Annotated in this window: 13 protein-coding genes; 8 read left to right on the forward strand and 5 right to left on the reverse strand. The window is 61.3% G+C overall.

Annotated features, from left to right (window positions below; genetic code table 11):
• Positions 1–255 precede the first annotated feature (255 nt).
• The 4 genes from H6B30_RS01180 to H6B30_RS01195 all read right to left on the reverse strand — a co-directional run bounded on the left by H6B30_RS01180 (position 256) and on the right by H6B30_RS01195 (position 9,504).
• A complete protein-coding gene (locus tag H6B30_RS01180) occupies positions 256–4,344 on the reverse strand; it encodes a fibronectin type III domain-containing protein (protein WP_205107076.1) in 4,089 nt (1,362 codons plus the stop codon).
• Between the two features lie 261 nt (positions 4,345–4,605).
• Positions 4,606–6,258 carry a hypothetical protein gene (locus tag H6B30_RS01185; RefSeq protein WP_205107078.1) on the reverse strand — a complete coding sequence of 551 codons (1,653 nt, stop codon included), beginning with the start codon at positions 6,256–6,258 and terminating at the stop codon, positions 4,606–4,608.
• A 14-nt stretch (positions 6,259–6,272) separates the two neighbouring features.
• The gene (locus tag H6B30_RS01190) at positions 6,273–7,937 is read right to left on the reverse strand and encodes an Omp28-related outer membrane protein (RefSeq protein WP_205107081.1); all 1,665 of its coding nucleotides are present in this window, start codon (positions 7,935–7,937) and stop codon (positions 6,273–6,275) included.
• 142 nt (positions 7,938–8,079) lie between these two features.
• A complete protein-coding gene (locus H6B30_RS01195; RefSeq protein WP_205107083.1) occupies positions 8,080–9,504 on the reverse strand; it encodes a hypothetical protein in 1,425 nt (474 codons plus the stop codon).
• Between the two features lie 686 nt (positions 9,505–10,190).
• Here H6B30_RS01195 and metK point away from each other — a divergent pair.
• From metK to tyrS, 7 genes are read left to right on the forward strand one after another with little or no spacing between them, the layout of a single operon-like run.
• Positions 10,191–11,483 (forward strand): methionine adenosyltransferase, encoded by a 1,293-nt coding sequence (metK, locus tag H6B30_RS01200; RefSeq protein WP_205107085.1) that lies wholly within the window; start codon positions 10,191–10,193, stop codon positions 11,481–11,483.
• A gap of 2 nt (positions 11,484–11,485) precedes the next feature.
• Positions 11,486–12,505 carry a DUF4271 domain-containing protein gene (locus H6B30_RS01205; protein WP_205107086.1) on the forward strand — a complete coding sequence of 340 codons (1,020 nt, stop codon included), beginning with the start codon at positions 11,486–11,488 and terminating at the stop codon, positions 12,503–12,505.
• A gap of 7 nt (positions 12,506–12,512) precedes the next feature.
• Positions 12,513–13,262: a uroporphyrinogen-III synthase gene (locus H6B30_RS01210; protein ID WP_205107088.1), complete on the forward strand. Its 750-nt coding sequence runs from the start codon at positions 12,513–12,515 to the stop codon at positions 13,260–13,262.
• Positions 13,263–13,308: 46 nt separating this feature from the next.
• A complete protein-coding gene (rnpA, locus tag H6B30_RS01215) occupies positions 13,309–13,707 on the forward strand; it encodes a ribonuclease P protein component (RefSeq protein WP_205107090.1) in 399 nt (132 codons plus the stop codon).
• Positions 13,704–13,958, forward strand: a complete 255-nt coding sequence (gene yidD / locus H6B30_RS01220; protein ID WP_205107092.1) for a membrane protein insertion efficiency factor YidD — start codon at positions 13,704–13,706, stop codon at positions 13,956–13,958. The genes rnpA and yidD overlap by 4 nt, the downstream gene beginning before the upstream one ends.
• Positions 13,959–14,006: 48 nt before the next feature.
• Complete coding sequence (locus H6B30_RS01225) at positions 14,007–15,992, forward strand: TlpA family protein disulfide reductase (protein WP_205107094.1); 1,986 nt, start codon at positions 14,007–14,009, stop codon at positions 15,990–15,992.
• Positions 15,989–17,287: a tyrosine--tRNA ligase gene (gene tyrS, locus H6B30_RS01230; RefSeq protein ID WP_205107096.1), complete on the forward strand. Its 1,299-nt coding sequence runs from the start codon at positions 15,989–15,991 to the stop codon at positions 17,285–17,287. Before H6B30_RS01225 ends, tyrS begins: the two co-directional genes overlap by 4 nt.
• A gap of 97 nt (positions 17,288–17,384) precedes the next feature.
• On the opposite strand, the gene H6B30_RS01235 is transcribed toward tyrS, so the two are convergent.
• A complete protein-coding gene (locus H6B30_RS01235; protein WP_205107098.1) occupies positions 17,385–18,707 on the reverse strand; it encodes a family 43 glycosylhydrolase in 1,323 nt (440 codons plus the stop codon).
• A gap of 558 nt (positions 18,708–19,265) precedes the next feature.
• On the opposite strand from H6B30_RS01235, the gene H6B30_RS01240 reads away from it, so the two are divergent.
• Positions 19,266–21,737, forward strand: coding sequence for a choice-of-anchor J domain-containing protein (locus H6B30_RS01240; protein WP_205107100.1), 2,472 nt, complete (start codon positions 19,266–19,268; stop codon positions 21,735–21,737).
• The last annotated feature ends 418 nt before the right edge of the window (positions 21,738–22,155 follow it).

The following is a 22,155-nucleotide window of genomic DNA, read 5'->3' on the forward strand; positions in this document are numbered from 1 at the left end:
AGGCAGTTGGCCGCCAGTGCCGCGCGGTGCTGCAAAACGGGCCTTTTCAGGATGCAAAACGGGCCGTTCCATCATGTGGAACGGCCCGTTTTGCGTTGCGATATAGCCCTTGCGGCTTTGCGGGGAGCGCAGCGGTGTATCGTTTCTTTACACCTTGTGCAGTGTACGGCTTATGCCGACGAGGCCCCGCAGGCCGTCGGTGCGGCTGCGGGGCCCCGTGTCCAGCGTGGCGCCGAGGCGCCTGCCTGAGGCCCGTCAGATGCCCACCTTGATGGTGCGCTCGCTGTCGCGGCCTGCAATCTTTATCACGAGCACTTGCCCGGCGGTGCTGCCCAGCGGTATGAACACGTTCTCGGCCGTGTCAACGTCGTATGCCTTTACCATCTGCCCGGCAGAGTTGAAAATGCGTATGCTGCCAATGTGGGCGTGCTCGGGGTTGACAATGTTGAGCACCCCGCCCTTGACAAACACGCTGACGCCGCTGATGTCGGCCGTGCCAATGCCCGAGAGCGTGGTCGTGAAGCGGTTTTGCGTGGCCCAGCGGCTCTCGTTCAGCTCGCATTCGGCCATGACGCTCCACAGGTAGGAGGCACCTTCCTCGAGCCCGGCAAGCTCGTAGCTCGTTGCCGTCAGTCCGTCGACCTCGGTCCATGCCGATGCGTCGCTCTTGCGCCAGTGCAGGTTCCAGCGCAGGTTTCCCTCGCCGGCCTGCCACGACAGCATGGCCGTTGACTCCGAGATGTTGCTCACGGCAAGGTCGAACGGCGTGACGCACTCGGGCAGGGCCGTCGTGGCGAAGGCCACTTCGTCGCTCCACAGGCTCGAGTCGGTTGCCGAGCAGAAGCTGCGCATGCGCAACCTGTAGTCGGTTTGCGGCTCAAGGCCCTCTATGGTGTATGTGTTGCCCGTCACGGCAGCCTCGGTCCACTCGTCGCTGCCGGCCCTGGCGTATGCCAGCCTGTAGCTCTCGGCCTCGCCGGCCCATGTTGCCGTGGCGCTGTTGTAGCCCGGGCAGACGGTTATCTCCGTAGGCGGGAAGCACGTCTCGGCCAGAGTCGTGGCCGTGGCCGTGGGCGTATAGGCGCTCGTGTCGGCCTCGAGCGTGTTGCATTGCGACTGCACGGCGTAGTCGTAGGCGGTGGCGTCGTCGAGCCCGCTTATCACAAACGACGTCCCGGTGGTGGCGCGTTGCGTCCAGGCCTCGGTGCCGGAGCGGCGGTAGCGCACGTTGTACGACTGGCCTTCGCCGTTCCAGCTCAGTGCGATGGCATATTTCTGCGGCTCGGCCCTCAGCCCTTCGGGCATGGGGCAGCCGTCGGCCGCGAGCGTCGTCACGCGGGTGATGGTCACGCGGGCCGTGTCGCCCGGCTCGCAAACCTTGGTTATTCCAATCTCATAGTCGGTGCGCGGCTCGAGCGAAGTGAACTCATGTTGGGTCTGTTCGGTCTCGATGTACGGCTTGGCCGTGTCGCCGGCGCGGCGTATGAAGATGTAGCTGCGCTCGGCAGACGTCTGCCAGCTCACCTTCACCGACGTCTCGGTGGTGTCCGACAGGGTGATGGCGCTCACGTCTTGCGGGCATGTCGGTGTAACGGCCACAGAGTCGAGCTTCAGCGTGGCGGGCCGTCCGTCGGTGCTGCTGATGTAGAGCGCCGGCCTTACCATGCCGCTGTAGCCGCGCAGAGGCACGCTGATGGAGCCGCTGGCGCCCGCCTGGGGCAGTTCGGTTGCGGCAAAGGTGCTCACCACGTCGGCCTCGTTGAACGTCTCGCCGTCGCGCGACACCACCACGGCATAGCTGTCGTCGGTGCCCTGTCCCTGCTGCATGTTGGTGAGGTAGAGCGTGAGCACGTAGTTGGCCGAGCCGTCGTCCATGTCGAGCGTAGGCATTACGAGCCACTCGTTGCAGGCGTCAAGGCTCGACGGACTGAACATCAAGCCCCTCATGAAGCTGCTGCTGCTGAACTGCCATGCCGTGCGGGCGCCGTCGTCGAACACCGTCGGGGTGGCCAGCACGCCCGAGCGTGGCTCCCATCCGGAGGGAAGCTCGGTGGCGTCGAACCGCTCGGTGAACGGCATGGTGTAGCCCGTGCGGAACCTAAGCGTGTCCGACCATTCGCTGTGGGTGCTCGCGTCGCACTTGGCGCGCAGCTGCACGTCGATGTATGTCAGGCCCGGCAGGTCGGCAAACGTGAACGGCTTGTTGAGCACCTGCACCGTCTGGCTCCACTCTTCGCTGCCGGCCGGCTTGTAGCGCAGCTCCCATTCGTTCTCGTTGCCCTGCCGTGTCCAGTCGATGGAGGCCACGTTGCCGGCCACCGAGCCGTCGACGGTGTGCAGGTCGATGGGATAGTCGCAGTCTTTCTTTTCCTCGACAGTGAAGTTTTTGATGGTAAACGTTGGGTTGGTGAAGGTCTTCCATGTTATGCGGACTTTCACTTTGTCGCCGGCGAAGCCGTCGAAGGGCATCCGTATCGTCACGTAGCTGTCAAGGTCGGCAATGTATGGCCTTGTGGCCGGGCCCATGCCGTATATCGTGGTGAACTGCTCGCCGTCGGCAGACACCTGTACCAGCACGGTGTCGTTGGCCTCCCAGTTGTTGTATGGGGCGTTGACGCGACCCTGGTAGCACGTCATGTTGACGTCCATCAGCACCCGGTTGGAGCCGTCGGCCAGCTTTATCCACGGCGATGTGATGCTGTGCTCCACCCCGTTGGTGTGGTCGGCCTGCATCACGCGGCAGCTTATGTTGTACGGCCCGTTGTATTCCTGGCCCAGGTTGAATCCGTCTTCGTCGGTCTGCCAGCCCATCGGGGCCACGTTCTGCTTCATTTTCGAGAAGTCGGGGCTGTAGGGCACCTCGCCACCGGTGGCCGTTGTGGCCGTTGCCGAGGTCGACGAGCACTGCCCGTCGGGGCCAATGCTCCATGCCATGAGGTAGTAGGCGGTGTTGGGGTTGAGCCCTGTCACGCTGATGCCGTCGCGGGCCTCGCCCGCATAGACCACCGTTCCGCCGCCCTCAATCTCGTCGCCGGCGGCGAGGTTGCCCGTCGGCGTGCCGAAGGCCCCTATGCCGGTGATTTGCTGGAACTGGTCGAATGTAGGCTCGGTCGTCATGGCCACGAGCACCCTGTCGCCGTTGGCGTTGGCCCGTATGCCTACGGTTATGGCGTTGATGTCGCTGGCTTCGGCCGTTACAGACGCCGGGGCGTCGGGCAGTGTCGTCGTTGTGGCCTGCAGCGGCGTCTCAGTGAGGTATTTGGGGCCGTACATGCACAGCGAGTTGGCGGCCATGACGCACACCGTGTATTGCCCCGCTCCGCTGAGCACGTCGGGTGTCGAGAATGCCGTCAGCGTGTCGTAGGCCACCACGAGGGCGTTGCCTATGCTGTCGCCTGCGGCATACTGCACGCCGTCGGCAGGCATTTCATCCATCGACTGCCCCCCGGTGACGAGCACCAGGTAGTGGTCGGCGCCCGCGGCCGGGGTGAACGAGCCCTCCACCCGGGTGCTGTAGCTCTGCAGCGTGAGCCCCGTGGGCTGTGCGGCAGGCTTCTCGCAGTCGGCGGGCGGTGTGAACGTGTATGCCTGGCCGTCGGCGGGATAGTTGTCGTTGTTCCATGTGATGTTGGTGGCGTCGCCGGTAGATAGCGTGAAGTCGGTGTATGAGCCGCCCAGCTGCAGCCGGTCGTCGCCGTCGCCCTTCAGGAACACTTTCATCGAATAGTACGCAGGCATGTCTTCATTGTCGGGTTTCCAGCCGTTGAACACCATCTCTGCCCGTCCGTCTTCGTGCAGCCTTATCTGCAGTTGCACCGTGACGTATATGGGATCCCAGTTGCCCACGTCTATGCCCAGGTTCTTGTATTGCACCGTGAGCGTGCGGTTGGGGGCCTGGCCTTCGGTGCGGTAGCTTATCTCGGTGCCCTCGATGCGGCACGCCTTGCCCCTCGACACAGCGCCGAGGGCGTTGCTCACGTCGTCGTTGCTCATCAGGTTGAAGGCGTTCCGTGCCGAGTTGTTGACTACAACCCGGTCGCGGCCCAGCAGCAGGTAGCCGTTGGCCCCGATGGCAAACCTGTTCATGGCCTGGTTGTTGAACTTGAAGTCGAAGCCGATGGGCATGCCCGTGACCACCGTGTCCTTCGCTATGGCGTGTCCTTCGCCGTCGAGCACGGTCTCGTTGAGGTCCTCGCCGTCGGGCAGTAGGCCGATGGCCGTTCCGCCGGATATCTCAGTGTACGGGCCTATGGAGCCTGAAACGTCGTAGGCGGTAGTCACTTGCGCCGTTGCCGCGAGGGCCATCAGCATGGCAGCCACCGCTGAATAAAGTCTTCTTTTCATACGCTTTTGCATTAGTTGTTTCCTTTGTGGGTGTGGGCCGGCCGTGGCTCGGTGCGGCCATGCCGGCCAAAGCAGCTTGCAAGACGTGCCGTTTGGGCCGGCCATACGGGCCGTTTGGCCTCGTTGAACGTGCCGTTTTGGCATCCAAAACGGCACGTCTTGCAAACCGTTGGTAGTCTGGTGGTTGGGCGGGGAGCGCCGGGAGGCGGCCCGGGGCCGCTGCCGGCGCTCCCCGCCAGAGGGATGCAGGCGTGTCGCCCCTTACTTCACGGCAATCTTGCGGGCCTTGCCCGTGGCCTTGTCTTTCACCACGTAGATGCCCTTGCCGAGCCCTTCGGCCTTGCCGGCCGGGGCCCCTGTCATGACAGTGCGGCCGTCGAGGGTGTAGACGTCGACAGACTCGGGCGCCTTGTCGGTTTCGGTGCGGCTGATGCCGGCGGTTGTAGAGCCGAGTGTTCCGTCGGTGTTGACGCGCTGGGCGAAGAGCCCGTCGTGCATGCGGTCGGCCGACTCACGCTGGTCGAGCCACGTCAGTATCCAGTAAGAACCGTCGATGAGCTGCGACGATTGCAGGTCGCTCTTCTCGCTTGTCACCGTCGACACCTCGAGAGGCGACTGCCATGCGTCGTTGCCGTCGCAGTCCATGCGCCTTGCGTAGGTCTTGGTGTCGCCGCCGCTCTGGCTGTTGGTCTGGTAGAACACTGCCATGTCGGTGCCCCCGGCGCCCTGCACCGTGGCGTAGCCCACGGCCCTTTGCTGCTGCATGGCCACGATGTCCTTGCCCTCGGGGCCCCACATCAGTTCGCCGTCAGCGCTTATGCGCTGCATGTAGATGCCGCACAGGGCCTGGTAACTCTGGTTGTATTGGCGGTAGATGGCGTAAAGGCTTTGGTCGGCATCGCAGTAATACAGCTGCGGCACCTGCCTGGAGTAGCTGTCGGCGTAGCTTATCTTGAGCCCGTTGATGCCCCCGGGGAATGCCAGCGTGCCGTCGCGCTTGACGTAAGACACATAGTTAGCGTAAGAGCCCTCGTAGCTGCGGTCGTCGCTCCAGGCCACAAACGCCCCCTCGGGTGCCTTCACCACGTTGAGTATTGTGTGCAGGGGGATGTCGCTGGCGAACCCTCCCTGGTATACGGTCAGCGGCTCTGCCCACAGCGGGGTGCCGTCGAAGTCGTAGAGCTGGGCCTCGATGTACTGGCTGGAGCCGCGCGCATAGATGAGCATCACCTGGTTGTCGCCGGCGTCAACGATGTAGGGGTAGGCGTAAGACGTCCTTGAGTCTTGCAGCAGCACGGGCTCCTGCCATGCCTTCTGCCCGTCGGCCGTCAGCTTTTCCATGCGTATGTACATCGGGAACGAGTTGTCGTTGGTGAATACGGCGTAGGCGAAGACATAGCCGCCGTCGGACGTCTGCACCACCTTTAGCAGCGCCACGCTCTCGAACGCGGTGCCGTCGGCCAGGTCGGCGCTCCACAGCTGCTTGCCGTCGGGCCCTATCTTGTACACCGTATACCCGAGGTTTGTCGTTGTCGGTTCGGCGTTGCGGCAGTCGCTCGATATCAATATGCAGTTGCCGTCGTTGTCGGCATAGATGGTCTGGTTGACCATGGTGTAGCTCCGGTTGCGCGTGTGCCACAGCTCTTCGCCGTCGCCCGGCAGCACCTTGCGGCCGTCCTTGTCGAGCACTTGTATTACGCTTGCGATGTTGGTCTCGCCCTGTTGCTCATTTTCGCTGTCGGGAATGAGCGTCTTCGAGTACAGCACTCCGCTGGCGTTGACCACCGCTTCGTTGCCGTAGTTGCCCGTCGTTGGGTTCACTTGTGTGTTTGTCGCCGGGTCGGCCACATACTGTGCGTTTGCGGCGAGGCAGCATATGGCTGCCACGGCCGTAGAAAGTAAAGTCTTTTTCATACTCATGGCTTTGGTTAATTGTTATTGTTTGCAGTCACCTTCGTGGCAGTGCGCGATGCGCAGTCATATATAATATATGTGCCCGTCGGCAGTTTCATGCTTGATTTGGGGCCCTTGTAGGCCACGGTGCCGTCTGTGCGGTAGGCTATTGCCTCGCCGTCGGCAGCCTTGTCGACGGCGCCATGTATGCCGCTGGCGGCCTTTGAGGTCACGAAAACGCTTCTCGTGCCGAAGTCGTCGATGGCATATGCCTGCTCGATGAGGCTGCCGTCGGCCGACCGTGTGGTGAAGTAGCCCGCCGGACTGTATATGCCGTCGCCCCACGCGTCGGTCACCTCGAAGTAGTAAACCTTGCCCGCCTCGAGCTCGGCGCTTTCGCTTGTTTGCGTCACCTGGCCGTCGGGATATGGCCCGAACTCCTTGACAAGGTTGCCGTCGGCGTCTTTTATGCAGAACGTATTCTCGCCGGCTTCGTTGTTTGTCTTAAGTTCCACGGTGACAGACGGCATTGCCTGGCGCGGCGAGGCAAACCGGCCGCTGAGCTGCGACGGCTCCACGCTCTCGCCGTTGAGCGTCTTCAGCGTTATCGAGTAAGAGTTCTGGCCGTTGTCGGCGGTGTCGTATTGCCGGCTGAGCTTTATCTCCTGCTGGCCGAAAGGCTCGATGCTGCCGTTCCAGGCCACGGTGGCCACGCTGCCGTTGACGTCGATGTCGAAAGTGGCCTCGGTCAGTTCGCGGTCGCTCAGGTTCTTGACGGTGGCCTCAAAGAAGTTGCATCCCCAGTAGTTGCCTATCGGTATGCGCGGCTCCGACAGCCGCGCCGCCAGCGGCTTGCTGTAGTTTGCGTATTGAGGCCTGCACCCCGTGACGTTGGCCACGTCGCCCTTGCCGCATGTCACGAACGCCACCACCTTGATGTTTTCGGCCTTCACCTCCACGCCGTTGATGTCTTCGGGCAGCGTCAGGGTGTAGTCGCGCTCGAAGTATTGGCCCTGCTGCGGCGAGGCCAGCGTGTCGCCCCATATCGGGGTGACGTAGTCGCGCAGCACATGGCGGTGTGGATATTCGTCGCCCATGAGCCCGCCGTTTTGCGGTCCGGGTATGTCGTCCTGCGTCCAGACCACGTTCAGCTCCTGGTCGGCGGGCTGGTTGTCGGCCACGAAGAACCCTTCTACGTGAATGTCCAGCTTGCGCGATTGCCCGTCGAAGCTGGCCGAGGCGTAAAGGTTTACCGGGGCGGCCTCTGCCGTGGCAGCCTTTGTGAACAGTTTCCACGACGTCCGTGAGCAGACGGGCGAGCCGCTGCCGTAGAAGTCGTGGCGGTTGACCATGCCGCTGGGGTATCCGCTGCTCTCGACGTCAAACTCGCTGATGAGTTGAGAGCCCTCGTCGGTGCGGAAGTCGGGCTCGTCGGGGGCAGGCGTGGCGAACATCCCGCCGTGCACGGCCACCACATACACGCGGTCGCAAGCTGTGGCCAGCTTCTCGGCTATGGCGTGCCCCTGCGGGCAGTAGCCGCAGTTGATGCCGGTAAATTCCTCGAGCAGCACCCCACGGGGTTGCTCTTCGGTGCTGACGGTATGTCTTCCGGGTCCCGGCTGGGCCAGGGCGGTGGCGTTGCCCGTGGCGGCCAGTGCCGCGGCAACAATCAGATGTGTTAACAGTTGTTTCGTTTCCATACCATTTCAAATATTTAATTCTACAAAAACTATCAGTCTTTTGCAAAATTAATGGAATTCGGTTACACTTTAGCGGAGACGGCATGGACAAGACATGGACAGCTATGTTAAATACGTTAACACTGCCTTTGCCTGCTGATAATTATATGGTGTCGATGAAAGTTTCCAGAATCTGTCCGGCCTCGAGGCCCATTTTCTTGCGCAGTCTGTACCTCGACTTGTGCAGGCTGTCCATTGTTATGTTGAGAAGCTTGGATATCTCGCCCGAGGGCATGCCGAGCCTGATGAGGCAAATCAGCCTGATGTCGTTGCGCGATAGCTGCGGGTATAGCGTCTCGAGCTTCCTGATGAAGTCTTTGTCGGTCTCTTTGAGCACCCTGTCGAGCGGCCTCATCTTGTTGGCGTCGCCTCCCTGCTCAACCAGTTTTATGCCCATTACTATGTTTTCCTTCTGGGTGTGGTCGAGCATCCGGCCCTGCTGTTCCATCTTAAGCTGCAGCAGCTCGTTCTCGAGCCTCTCCCTCATGGCCGCCTCGTCGGCCCGTTGCTTTTCGAGGCGGGCCATTTCCTGCCTCGTCTTCAGCCGTTTGAGCGTGTAGATGAACGCCGCGGCCAGTATCAGGGCCACGAGTGCCAGCACAGAGAGCGTGAGCAGGAATATTGTGCGGCTCTTGGCGCTTTCCTGCTTGAGCATGTCAATCTTGTGCTCTTCGCGCAGCATGGCCACGCGGTAGTGTATCTCGTTGCCCCTTATCTTCTCCCTCAGGCTGTCATATGCCCTTTGGTGGGCTATGTAGCTGCCCAGGTCGTCGGCGGTGCTGTCTATCTTGGTCATCAGCTTCAGTGCCATGAGCTCGTTGTCGAACGAGCCGTAGCGCCTCGACACGCCTATGCTGGCCTCGAGGTAGCGCCGGGCGGAGTCGGCCTTGCCTTCGGCCATGAACAGCCGGCCGCGGCAGTAGTATGCCTCCGAGAGGTAAATGTCGCGCCTTACGGGCTCCATGCGCTTCAGGCTGTCGAGCATCAGCCTCGCGCTGTCGGTCTTGCCGCTCATTATGTAGAACTCGGCGAGGTTGGCCATGTCCATATACATGTATGCCGCGTCGGCGGGATATTTCTCCTTTGAGAACTCGATGGCCCTGCGCGTGAACCGCTCTGCCGACGTGTAGTCGCGGTCGAAGAGCGACTTGTAGAAGCCCATCAGCCTGAGATAGTACTGCGAACTGTAGTCCTTGTAGTTGGGCACGTCGCGGAATTCGACCGTTTTCAGCGTGCGGTACGCCTGGTCGCGCTGCCCTATCTGGTCGTAGAGCATGGCCATGTACACCGTTGCCTCGAAGAGCCCGTCGCTGTCGCCCTCGTGCTTGAATGCTGCGGCGGCCTGCTGCAGGCTCCCGAAGGCTTTCACCACGTCGTTGCAGTTGAAGTCGGCCATGCCTTTGGCCAGCAAGGCTTGCGCGCTTTGCTTTTGCCCGGCTTCTCCGCTGCAGTAATGCCAAGCCGTGACGCCGGCGCACAGGGCTGCGGCGACGACGGCAGACGCGACAATCAGTTTTTTCCTTGTCATATTCGGGGGTTGTGCTTTTTGCCGTGCAAATATATTAAATTAATGTCGAAAAAGGTCAGTTTGCTTACGAAAAAGTGGTTTCCGCACCATATTGTCGCCCCCGTGGGGCTTGGGTGGCATGGCTTCAGGCGCTGCGGATGGTGCCGTTGCCTGCCGTCGCGGCACTGTGTCGCGCAGCCGCGGCAAAGGCGTGGCGGCGGTAACAAATGCTTACACGCCGCGTCGCGTTTCGGCATCCGCGCCGTGGTGCATCGCCAAACGGGCCGTATCGCCCGGCCGCAAGGGCCGTTCGGCACAGTGAAACGGGCTGTTCTGCGTTGCAATGCGACCTGTTTTGCAAAGTGCTGGCATTCAGGCTGTTGGGCTGACGGGCCGGTGCTGTCATTTTGTTTTACACAAAAGCGTAGCCGTCTGCGCCACCCCCGCAGGCATGCGTGCATAGCCCTGCCTGCCTGCGCCCATCCCCCGGGGCCGTCGGCCGGGCGGCCCGGGCCACGCGCCGCAGCCCGGCACAGTGGCGTTGGCTTAGGGCGGGTGGCCGGGCGGCGTCGGGGCAGCCGAAAGAAATGCGCCCATTTATTTTGTGTTTCGCCCAACTTGCCGTATCTTTGCATCGGATATGCAGCCGCGGCCGGCGCCGGGCTGCATCGCGATATATAAACAACCAACATTACACAATACAAATTATGTCATATTTCTTTTCATCAGAATCAGTGTCGGAGGGCCATCCCGACAAGGTGGCCGACCAGATATCAGACGCCATACTCGACCAGTTCCTGGCTTACGACCCCAAGGCCCACGTGGCCTGCGAGACCTTCGTCACCACCGGTCAGGTGGTGATAATGGGCGAGGTGCACAGCTCCGAGTACATAGACCTGCAGACTGTGGCGCGCAACACCATCAACCGCATAGGCTACACCAAGGCCGAATACCAGTTTGACGGCAACTCGTGCGGCATAATGACAGCCATCCACGAGCAGAGCAGCGACATAAACAGGGGCGTGAGCCGCAGCGACGAAGACGAGCAGGGGGCCGGCGACCAAGGCATGATGTTCGGTTACGCCACCAACGAGACCGAGAATTACATGCCGGTGTCGCTCGACCTGGCCCACCTCATAGTGCGCACGCTGGCCGACATACGCAAGGAGGGCCGGCAGATGACCTACCTGCGCCCCGACGCCAAGAGCCAGGTGACGGTGCAATACAGCGACGAGGGTGTGCCCGAGCGCATCGACACCATTGTCGTGTCGACGCAGCACGACGACTTCGTCGCCCCGGCCGACGCCAGCGAGGAGGCGCAGCTGGAGGCCGACAGGCAGATGCTGGCCTCGATACGGCGCGACGTCAAGGAGGTGCTCATGCCAAGGGTGAAGGCGCAGATAAGCTCGCCCAAGGTGCTGGCGCTTTTCGGCGACGACATAACATACCATGTCAACCCCACCGGGAAGTTTGTCATCGGAGGGCCGCACGGCGACACCGGGCTCACGGGGCGGAAGATTATCGTCGACACTTACGGCGGCAAGGGCGCACACGGCGGCGGGGCCTTCAGCGGCAAGGACTCGAGCAAGGTTGACCGCTCGGCAGCCTACGCCGCGCGCCACATCGCAAAGAACATGGTGGCGGCGGGCGTGGCCGACGAGATGCTCGTGCAGGTGAGCTACGCCATAGGCCGGGCCGAGCCAATGAACATATACGTCAACACCTACGGGCGGAGCCACGTGGCCATGAAAGACAGCGAGATTGCCGCCAAGATATCAACGCTCTTCGACCTGCGCCCGAGGGCCATCGAGCGCTCGCTCAAGCTCCGCCAGCCCATGTACAGCGAGACGGCGGCCTACGGCCACATGGGCCGCAAGCCCGAAACCGTGGTGAAGCGGTTTACAAGCCACTACCATGAGGACAAGGAAATGGAGGTGGAGCTGTTCACGTGGGAGAAGCTCGACTGCGTTGAAGACATCAAGAGGGCGTTCGGACTCTGACAATGCGCCAGACCGACACCATAGCACCACAGCCTGCCGCGCCGGCTGCCGACACGGCGCCACGCGCGGCAGGCCATGAGCTGAAGCCCTATGAGGTGCTGCGCGCGCTGCCCGAGGGGGCCACGCCGGCGCAGCAGGACTCGGCCATACAGGCCGTGTTCCATCCCAAGCCCGTGCGGTACAGCTCGCGGCCCGACACGCTGCACCTGCCGGGGCACGGCCCGGGGAAGAGCCTTGACGACGTGAGCCTGCCCGAATGTTACCGCGAGGGCTTCTTCGCACGCGACACGCTGTTCCACCCCGAGCTCGACGGAGGGAGGTATGGGGTGGCCGGCGACCCGGTGCCGCAGACCATGCGCGCCGACAACGTGGTCACGCTCGTGCTCCTGGCGTGCTTCATCATTGCCATGACCGCCATATCCCGCTCCCGCAGGTTCATAGCAAGGCAGGCCAAAAGCTTCTTCTACGCGCCACGGGGCGAGGAACCCAGCATCACCGAGACATCTGGCGAGGTGCGCTTCCAGGCATTCCTCGTGCTGCAGACATGCCTGCTCTTCTCGCTGCTGCAGTATTCATACACGCTCAACTACATCGGCACAACGTTCGTGCTCGACTCGCCATACCAGCTCATGGCCATCTACCTGGCCTACTTCGTGGCCTATTTCATGCTGCGCGGACTGCTCTACACGGCTGTCAACACCACCTTCTTCGGGTGGCGGCGAAACCTGCTTTGGCTTAAGTCCCTGCTCTTCGTGACATCCGTCGAAGGGGTGCTGCTGTTTCCTGTCGTGCTGCTCATGGTTTACTTCGACCTGTCTCCGCATGGAGTGGCGTACAGCGTGCTCTTTATATTGATTATCGTTAAAATACTGACGTTTTATAAGTGTTACATCATCTTTTTCAGAGGGCTTAACGGTTTTCTGCAAATAATTTTGTACTTTTGTGCCCTCGAAACAGCACCACTGGCAACCTTATGGGGCGCTTTGGTAATAACAGGTAATTATTTGAAAATAAATTTTTAGCTCACCAATGATTAAGAAGATTTTGGTTTCGCAGCCCAAGCCGAGCAGTGAGAAGTCGCCTTACTTTGACATTGCTTCCCGTTTCGGGGTGGAACTGGTGTTCCGCCCGTTCATCAAGGTAGAAGGATTGACGCCAAGAGAATTCCGTCAGCAGAAAATAAGTATCTTGGACTACACCGCAATAGTGTTCACCTCGCGCCATGCCATAGACAACTTCTTCACGCTGGCTAAGGAAATGAGGGTCTCAATACCTGAAGACATGAAGTATTTCTGCGTTACCGAGACCATAGCCCTGTACATACAGAAGTATGTCCAGTACCGCAAGCGCAAAGTGTTCTTTGGAAACACGGGCAAGATAGACGACCTTTTGCCCACCATGGTCAAGCACAAGGGCGAGCGATACCTCGTCCCCATGAGCGACGTACACAACGACAGCGTGGCCAACCTGCTCGACTCGAAGAAGCTGACCCACAAAGAATGCGTGATGTACCGAACCGTGAGCAACGACTTCACAAAGGAGGAGGTCGAGACGTTCGACTACGACATGCTCATATTCTTCAGCCCGTCGGGGGTCGACTCGCTCATAAAGAACTTCCCGGACTTCAACCAGGGCGACATCGCGATAGCCACGTTCGGGCCCACTACGGCCAAGGCCGTAAAGGATGCCGGGCTGCGCCTCGACCTCGAAGCACCCTCAGAGAAGTACCCTTCGATGACGGGAGCACTGCAGCACTACCTGCTCGAGAAGCAGGGATGACCCCAGCCGGATGCCTGCCGGCAGCCGGTGACAATATAATAATGTTATGCCTGACCCATCAAGCCACACGTTCAGCAAGCAAGAGCGCATGACCAGCCGCAAGCTTATGGAGCAGCTCTTCGCCGGAGGCCATCGTTCCATGGCGGCCTTCCCGGTGCGTGCGGTCTTCATGGAAATGCCCGCTGACAGCAAGATGGCGCCAGTCCAGGTGCTCGTGAGCGTCTCGAAGCGGCATTTCAAGCGTGCCGTGAAGCGCAACAGGGCCAAGCGCCAGGTGCGCGAGGCGTTCAGGCAGAACAAGCACATCATCTGTGACGCCTTACGGGAAAGGCCCGGCACCGCCCTTGCCATCGCTTTCCTATGGCTGTCGGACTCGCTCCATGACAGCCGTAGCGTCGATGCGAGCGTGGCCTCTCTGCTGCGCCGTATGGCCGAGAAGCTATGAAGGCCACACCAGACCATCCTCTAAGGCTGCTGGCCGGGCTCGTGGGGAAGCTCCTTTGCCTCCCCATCGTGTTCTACCAGCGCTGCATCTCGCCCTTTACGCCGCCAAGTTGCCGCTTCACACCTACGTGTTCGGAGTATGCCAGGCAGGCCATCATCAAGCACGGGCCGCTCCGTGGCACGTGGCTGGCCCTGCGCCGCATCCTGCGTTGCCACCCGTGGGGAGGCAGCGGCTACGACCCCGTGCCGTGAAATGCCGCCGCCCGGTTTCGCATTCAAACGTCTTAAAACCCAAAAATTATGCTTAGGAAACTTGTTTTTTTCGCGTTTTTGGCCGTCGCCGCAGCCTGCATGGCAGGCAAGAGGGTGGTGGCCGCGCCGCAGTTTGCCGTGAGCACTAATCCGAATTTTGTTGTTGAGGGCGTTGAACTGGGCGACACCGCCACGTTGTTGCATTGCGCTTTGCATCTTCCGGCAGGGTTCCGTTACAGCATCGACGCCGGCAGCAGCCTGAAGGTTGGCGCTGAGCGGTTGGCGCTGAGGCGCGCGGAAGGCATCACCCCGGGGCGCAATGTACGCATGGACACAGCCAAGTGCAGCCGCTTTACGCTCGTTTTCCCGCCCGTGGCGGCCGATGCCGAGACCGTGGATTTCATTGAAGGCGAGTCGGAAGGGGATTTCCAGGTGTTCGGGATAAGCCTTGCCGAAGGCCGCAAGCCCCACTATGAGGGCATGCCCGAGTCCGTTAGGGCAGCTGCGTTGAGCCCCGCCGATGCCGGCGGCGGCCTTCCTGTGCCTCAATGGAAGTATGGCAAGGCCACCATACGCGGCCGCCTGTACGGCTACCGCCCCGAGATGAATACAAAAATCAATCTGTTTCCCGGTCTGGCCATCGACCCAAGACGCGACAACTTGATTGCGACAGCGGTGGCACCCGACGGCACTTTCTGCATCGAAGTGCCTATGTATGCAACGTGCCAGACCGTAGCGTTGCGCCTGAACGGCATCGGTTGCGATGTCGTGGTGCGCCAGGGAGGCACCTGCGAGGTGTATGCCGACCTCGTGGAAGGCAGCCACAGCGTTTCGCCAGCAGAGTGGGCTGCCACCGGCCAGGGCCGCCTCTGCGGTTTGAATCGCCTTTATTTCGCCGGCGACATGGCCGGTGTAAACAACCGGCTGGCCGATCCCGCTATGCGTAAGCTCATGGATTCATGCGATTTCCGTATGGCAGAAGATAACCGTCCGGCCGATGGCGCGCTGTACTCTCCGCAGGACTATTGCGCAAAGGTGATGCAGTGGCACGCCGACAACCTCAAGGCGGCCGACTCCATCTGCCCGTCACGCTCGGCGATGGAGGTGATGCGGGCTGTCCAGACATACCATACCGTGTACTCGCTGATGTGGCGGGAAGGCTTCGTCGAGGCCGATGCCGAAGGCCGGACGCTCTTCGATAGCTGCATCTTCGACGCCTACCGGCAGCTTGGAATAAACGACATGATGATGGCATACAGCGGCAGTTTCGACACCATGGCCAACTGTTTTCAATACATTCTCAACGGCGACACGGCCTACTTCAACAAGGTGAGCGGGATATACCGCTCCGCCTCGCCCACTGCCGTCGACTCTGCAATGCAGGCGGTGCGGGCCTTCGACCGCGAATACCGTGCCGGCGTGTTCGGCTGGACCGACGGCCCGCTGTTCGACTTGATGCTCTCCGTCGACTTCTCCGAACGCATGAACCGGCAGACTCCGTTTGCCGACGAGCAGTTGAAGCTGCTCGCCAGCCAGCCCAACGCCGCCATACGGGATTACTACCTGGCTCGCAACGAGGAGCTGAAAGCCGCGCTCGCCGCCCGCAAGGGCAACGGGACATACACCATGCACGCCGCTCCCGCAGGCAGCGGGGATGAAGCTTTGGCCGCCATAGCCGCCGAATACGCGGGCCGGGCGGTGCTCGTCGACTTCTGGGGAACGTGGTGCTTGCCGTGCCGAAGCGCCATTAAGCGCTTCGAGGAAGGCAAGGCCCGGTTGATGGAGCAGGGCGTGGCGTTTGTATATATCACCGACGACAAGTCGCCGGAAGACGAGTGGGGCAACATGGCCAGCGGCATTCCGGGCCACCACTACCGCCTCACCGGCGCCCAGACGGCCGACCTGTATGAGAGATACAAGCTCTCCGGCTGGCCCTCTTACCTAATACTCGACAAAGAGGGCGAGTGCGTTTACAGCCGGACTGGCTTCCGCGAGAACGAGATAACAAACAAATTAAAATCAATTATACAATGACAAAGAACTTTGTAGAAGAACTGAGATGGCGCGGAATGCTCGCGCAGATAATGCCGGGAACGGAAGAACAGCTCCAGAAAGAGATGACAACCGCCTATCTCGGCACCGACCCCACGGCCGACTCGCTGCACATAGGCCACCTCTGCGGCATCATGATGCTGCGCCACCTGCAGCGTTGCGGCCACAAGCCCATCATACTTGTGGGCGGCGCAACGGGCATGATAGGCGACCCCTCGGGCAAGAGCCAGGAGCGCAACCTGCTCGACGACCAGACGCTATACCACAACCAAGAGTGCATAAAGGCCCAGGTGGCCAAGTTTCTCGACTTCGATACCACCGAGCCCAACAGCGCTGAGATGGTGAACAACTACGACTGGATGAAAGACTTCACCTTCCTCGACTTTGCGCGCGAGGTGGGCAAGCACATCACCGTCAACTACATGATGGCCAAGGAGAGCGTGCAGCAGCGGCTGAACGGCACCGCCCGCGACGGACTATCGTTCACCGAGTTCACCTACCAGCTGCTCCAGGGCTACGACTTCCTGTATCTCTACCAGCACAAGGGCTGCAAGCTGCAGCTCGGAGGCAACGACCAGTGGGGCAACATGACCACCGGCACCGAGCTGATACGCCGCACACTGGGCAACGAGGTAGAGACTTTCGCCCTCACATGCCCCCTTATCACCAAGGCCGACGGCAAGAAGTTCGGCAAGACCGAGACCGGAAACATCTGGCTCGACCCCAAGCGCACGTCGCCGTATAAGTTCTATCAGTTCTGGCTCAACGTCAGCGACGACGACGCCGAGCGCTACATCAAGATATTCACCAGCCTTGACCGCGAGACCATCGAGGCCCTGGTCGAGGAGCACCGCCAGGATCCGGGCCGCCGCACGCTGCAGCGCCGCCTGGCCGAAGAGGTGACGGTGATGGTGCATTCGCGCGAGGCGCTCGACGCGGCGATAGAGGCCAGCAACATACTCTTTGGCAAATCGACCAAGGACAGCCTGCTGAAGCTCGACGAGCAGACGCTGCTCGACATCTTCGAGGGCGTGCCGCAGTTTGACGTTGCGGCCGACCAGCTGGGCCAGCCCGCCGTAGAGCTCTTCACGCAGGCCGCCCCGGTGTTTGCCAGCAAGGGCGAGATGCGCAAGCTCGTGCAGGGCGGCGGCGTGTCGCTCAACAAGGAGAAGCTGTCCGAGTTCGACCGCACTGTTACGGCCGACGACCTCATCGACGGCAAGTACCTGCTTGTGCAGCGCGGCAAGAAAAACTATTACCTCATCACGGTGAGGTGACGCCATTGGCCGACGAGGCCGTTTCTGAAAATGCGCGCGGGCTCCGCCACCGGATGCCCGCGCGCATTGTTTTTTGCCGCGTTGGCCGTGGGGCGGCTCAGTCCATCACCACCACGTCGTCGATGCGCACGAATGTGCCCCGGCTGCCGTATACGGTCTTCGACTTGTCTGTCCAGTTCGGCCTGAAGCCCGTCACCGTCACGGTCAGCGTGTAGCGCCCCTCGGGCAGCCGCCGGCTCACGAAGCGCAGCCCTGTCGACGCCTTCTTGGCGTAGAAGTCTACCGTCTGGCTCTGCACGGTGCGCCCTTGCCCGTCGGTCACTCTCACCAGGGCATAGCCGCAGTCGGGGCCCAGTGTGCCCTTGAGGCCCACGCGGCAGCCGCTGAAGGCCACCGACATGGTGTCGCCCACGGCGTCCGAGGCCCACCGGCGGCCCACAGGGTGCATGCCGATGTCGGCTTGCCGGCCTGTCTGCGGGTTCCATGCCTGCCACAGCTCGGGTATCGACATGCGCCCGTTTTCCATGGTTATGGGCATCCAGACGTATGTGGCAGCCGAGTGCTGCTTTGGAAACGACCACCTGTCGCCCATGAACATGGGCACCTGCCGGCCCTCTATCGTCAGCGGCAGCACGTAGGTTGTCTGCGAGTTGTGGGTCAGAGAGCCCTCGGGGCAGAACGGGCCTTGCAACTGCCACGGCCCCGATAGCGACTTCGACGTGTGGTACATGTTGTCGTTGCGCTCCCAGCTCGTGGTGTGCGACGACAGCCAGTAGTAAGTGCCGTCGTGCTTGAACATGGCCGGCGACTCGCCTGCGCCCTTCACACCCGCCGTGAGGCACGAGTCTGCCGAGTGGAAGTCGGGTGCCAGCCGGTATATGTATCCGTGGTGCACGAGCAGGTAAGCCTGTCCGTCGTCGTCGACAAACGAGCCTATGTCCCACTTCCTTATCGGCTTGCCCTTGTATAGCAGCGGCCCGCGGAAGGTGTATTCGCCGTTTATGCTGTCGCTTGTGGCATAGGCCACGCACGGGTCTTTGTAGCGCAAGTCGTCAGAGTGCATCAGCATAACATACTCTCCTGTCTTCGGGCAGCGCATCACCTTGGGCCTCTCGCCCACGCGGCCGGGCCCCAGCCTGCCGCCGGCCTGCGTCTTGAGGGCTATGCGCTCGAACTTCCAGTCGACGAGGTTGGCCGACGAATAGCAGCTGAACCCGGTGAAAGTGTTGGCGCTGTCGGTCTTGTTTTCGCCGAACATGTAGTAGCGTCCGCCGTCGGCCACAATGTTGGCCCCGTGGGCGCTCACCACGCTGTCGCGGTCGTCGTACCATGGCACACCGTTTATTATTGCCCCGGCCCCGGCCTGTGCCGAGGCCGCCAGGGGCAGCATCGTCGCTGCCGCGATTGTAGCAAGTTTCATTTTCATAGTTTGTCGTGTCGTAGGTTTGGTGGCGCAAAGTTACGGTTTTTGGGCCTCACGGCCAAGCCTTCGGCCCGAAAAGTGGCCTTGCCGGCGGTGGCGCGCCTGCCGGGTGCCCTTTGCTCGCCTGCGGCGCGCCACAGTCTGCATCGTCCTTTCCTCCGTGGCTCATGTCGGCTGCATGTCGGCTATTTTCGCATCTCGCGCCGCCTGCGCAACACGTTGGCCCACAGCTGCTTGCGGCGCGGGCCACGCGGCGCTGCCAAACGGGCCGAATTGCAGTGTGAAACGGCCTGTCCGGGGCTGCCAAACGGGCCGTTTCGCCCGGCCGTACGGCCCGGCCGGTGGCTCTGTAAATATTGTTTACCGCCGTGCCGCCGCTGCCGCCAGCCTGCCGGCCGGTTGGCGTGCCGCCCGCGGATGCCTTGCCTCTGTCTGCGGCGAGTGCTTTGCAGACGGCCTAAAGCATTTGTTCAAAGGTAAAATGAAGTTAAAATTATTAGTCTAATTCACCTATTTATGGATTATTTTCATACATTTGCATAATATGATGTGCTCATGGACAGTCTGTCGGATGTAATGGGTTCTGGTCCGTCGGCGTTCTTGGGCATTGTTGTTTCACAGCAGAACCCGCTGCGCTTTTCTATGAAGAAAACATTTACTTTAGCGTTGCTGCTGATTATGTCGGCCGTTCCTTCTCTTGCCGACGCGTTGTTTTCCACATCCTTTGCCACGGCAGACGACTTCAGCCGGTGGACGCTTGTCAATGCAAACAATGACGATGGCAAGTGGACTTTCGACGAAGAGGGCACTCCTTCGAAGGTTTACTACTCCTACGACTACTTCAACAGTGGCGACGACTGGCTCATCTCGCCCGAGATAACGCCTGACGCCGGTGGCACGCTCATCGTGCGTTACTCCTTCTACGGCAGCAGTTACGGCGAGAGCATGGAGGTTTATTCGGGCACGGGCACCACTCCCGAGTCAATGACCAGGCTCGAGGCAGCCTATCCTTCCATACCGGCTTCCATGCAGACGGGCTATTTCCTCGTCGACGCCACCCCCGGCCAGGCCTTCCGCGTGGGCTTTAGGGCCACGTCGACGGCCTATCTGTTCAGGCTCTACCTGTGCTCGGTCGAGGTCGAGACGGTTGAAAACCCGGTCGACCTGGCCATCGGCGAGGTAAAGAGCCCGGTCACGGGCAGCTCTCTGGGCGACGAGACGGTGACGGTGAGCGTTGAGAACCGTGGCCGTGCCGACGCCTCGGGCTTCAGCCTTTCGTTTGCCGTCGACGGACAGACCGTGGCCACCGAGGCCGTAGGCGCCACGCTCAAGGCCGGCGAGTCGATGGACTATACCTTCTCGGCCAAGGCCGACCTGTCGGTGCCGCGCCACGACTATGACATCAAGGTGTGGTCGACGCTCGACTCAGACATTGACCACGGCAACGACACTTGCCTGGCACGGGTGCGCCACCGCGCTCCGGCCACGGTGCCATACTACATGGGCTTCGAGCCCGATGAGTACACCGACGAGATTCGTATCTTCAACCTCAACAGCGACGGAGGCACGTGGGGCATCGAGGTCGGTGGCGGATGGATAAGCATGGCGCGCACCGGCGACGGATGGCTGGGCTACAACTACGACCGCGACAACGCCGGCGACGACTGGGCTATACTCGAGCCCATATCGATAGACGAGCCAGGCTACTACGCCCTTCACTACTGGTACTCGGGCGACGACTCTTACACTGAGAGCTTTGCGGTGTATTATGGCAACGACTCCACGCCGCAGGCAATGGCCCACAAGCTCGCCGACTTCCCCGAGGTGAAGCAGAGCGCCTACCAGGAAGCTGTCAACATACTGCACATAACAGAGCCGCAGGACATCTGCATAGGCTTCCATTGCTATAGCCCGAAGAACCAAAACTGGATTACTATCGACGATGTGTCGCTCGTGAAGGTTGAGGACACCGCCGCCGACTTGTCTGTCGACGGCATCAGCAACCCCGTGGGCGTGGTGCGTGCCGAGGCCGACGGCAGGGTGGAATTCAGCGTTAGCAACAACGGCATCACCGACATGGTGGGCCGCATAGCCGCTTCGGTCGACGGGGTGGCAGTGAAAGACACCACCGTAAGCCTGGCCGCCAACCAGCAAAAGACCATAACCATGGCCGGAGTCACCGAGACCCTGGCTGCCGGCAACCACCGGCTGGAGGTGAGCGTGGCTGCCGATGGCGATGCCGACGCCACCAACAACGCCGCCACGCTCGACTTCGTGGTGCTCGGCAAGCCTGTCATGCTGTGGGACTTCGAGAGCGGCAGCCTGCCTTCCGACCTGCGCATGAGGGTTGAAGACGGCGGCACGGTGAGCCCCGATGCAGGCAGCGAGTTTACGCCCGAGGGCTGGGGCCTGTTCAACATTGCCGAGAACGAGTATCACGGCGAGTATGTGCTCGCGCTCACCTCGTGGCTCGAGGGCACCGACAGGGCCGACCGCTGGCTCGTGCTGCCCACTGTCCACGTGGCCGGCGATGGCGCTTACCTTGCCTGGTCGGCCAGTTCTTACAACGAGGCTTACCCCGAAAGCTATGAGGTGATGGCCTCGACGGCAGGCGAGAGCGTGGCCGACTATGTGTCGGCCTACAGCGTCGAGGGCGAGTCGGCATACATGACGGAGCGCTACCTGAATCTTTCAGGCTACGCCGGACAAGACCTCAGCCTGGCCTTCCGCCTTGTCACGGCCAACGGCGACGCGCTGACCATGGACAACATCGGACTGTATGGCGGAATCACCGCGTCGGGCATAGGCTCCGTAGACTATGGCCTGAGGGGCATCGTGGTGGGCGACGGCTCGCTGCGGGCCGCCGACGGCACGCTGTCGGTGACCCTGGCCGACATGGGCGGGCGCACCGTGCGCACGGCATGGGGCTGCACCATGAGCCTTGCCGGGCTGCAGCCCGGTGTGTATGTGGCCACGGTGAAGGCCGCCGACGGCTCTGTCGCCACATATAAGTTTGCCGTCAAGTGACACAGCGGCTGTACGCCAAGCGCCGCTTTCATGCTATGCCGCCCTGGCTCCAAGGCCCGGGCGGCATTTTGTTTGCGGTATTCCCGGCGCTGCCAGACCCGCGGCGGCAGCCATGTTTGGTGTAAAATGTTTTCGCGCCTCGCCCCGGCAGCCTTACGCCATGTGCCACAGCCACTTGCGGCACGGGCAGGATGGCCCGGCAATACGGGCCGTATCGTGATGCCGAACGGCCTGTTCGGGGCGGTCATAAGGGCCGTTTTGCAGCATGAAACGGGCCTGCCTGTATGTTGTAAAAATAAATTCAAATTGGCCGCCATGCCGCCGCGGATGTGCTTTCATGGCTTTTCCCGGGCTTTTCGCCATGGCGCCTGATGACCGGTTTTGCATAAATTGTCGTATGGCGGCGGTTGCCCACATA

Origin of the sequence: Marseilla massiliensis, assembly GCF_016899955.1 — a bacterium.
Taxonomy (GTDB): domain Bacteria; phylum Bacteroidota; class Bacteroidia; order Bacteroidales; family Bacteroidaceae; genus Prevotella; species Prevotella intestinigallinarum.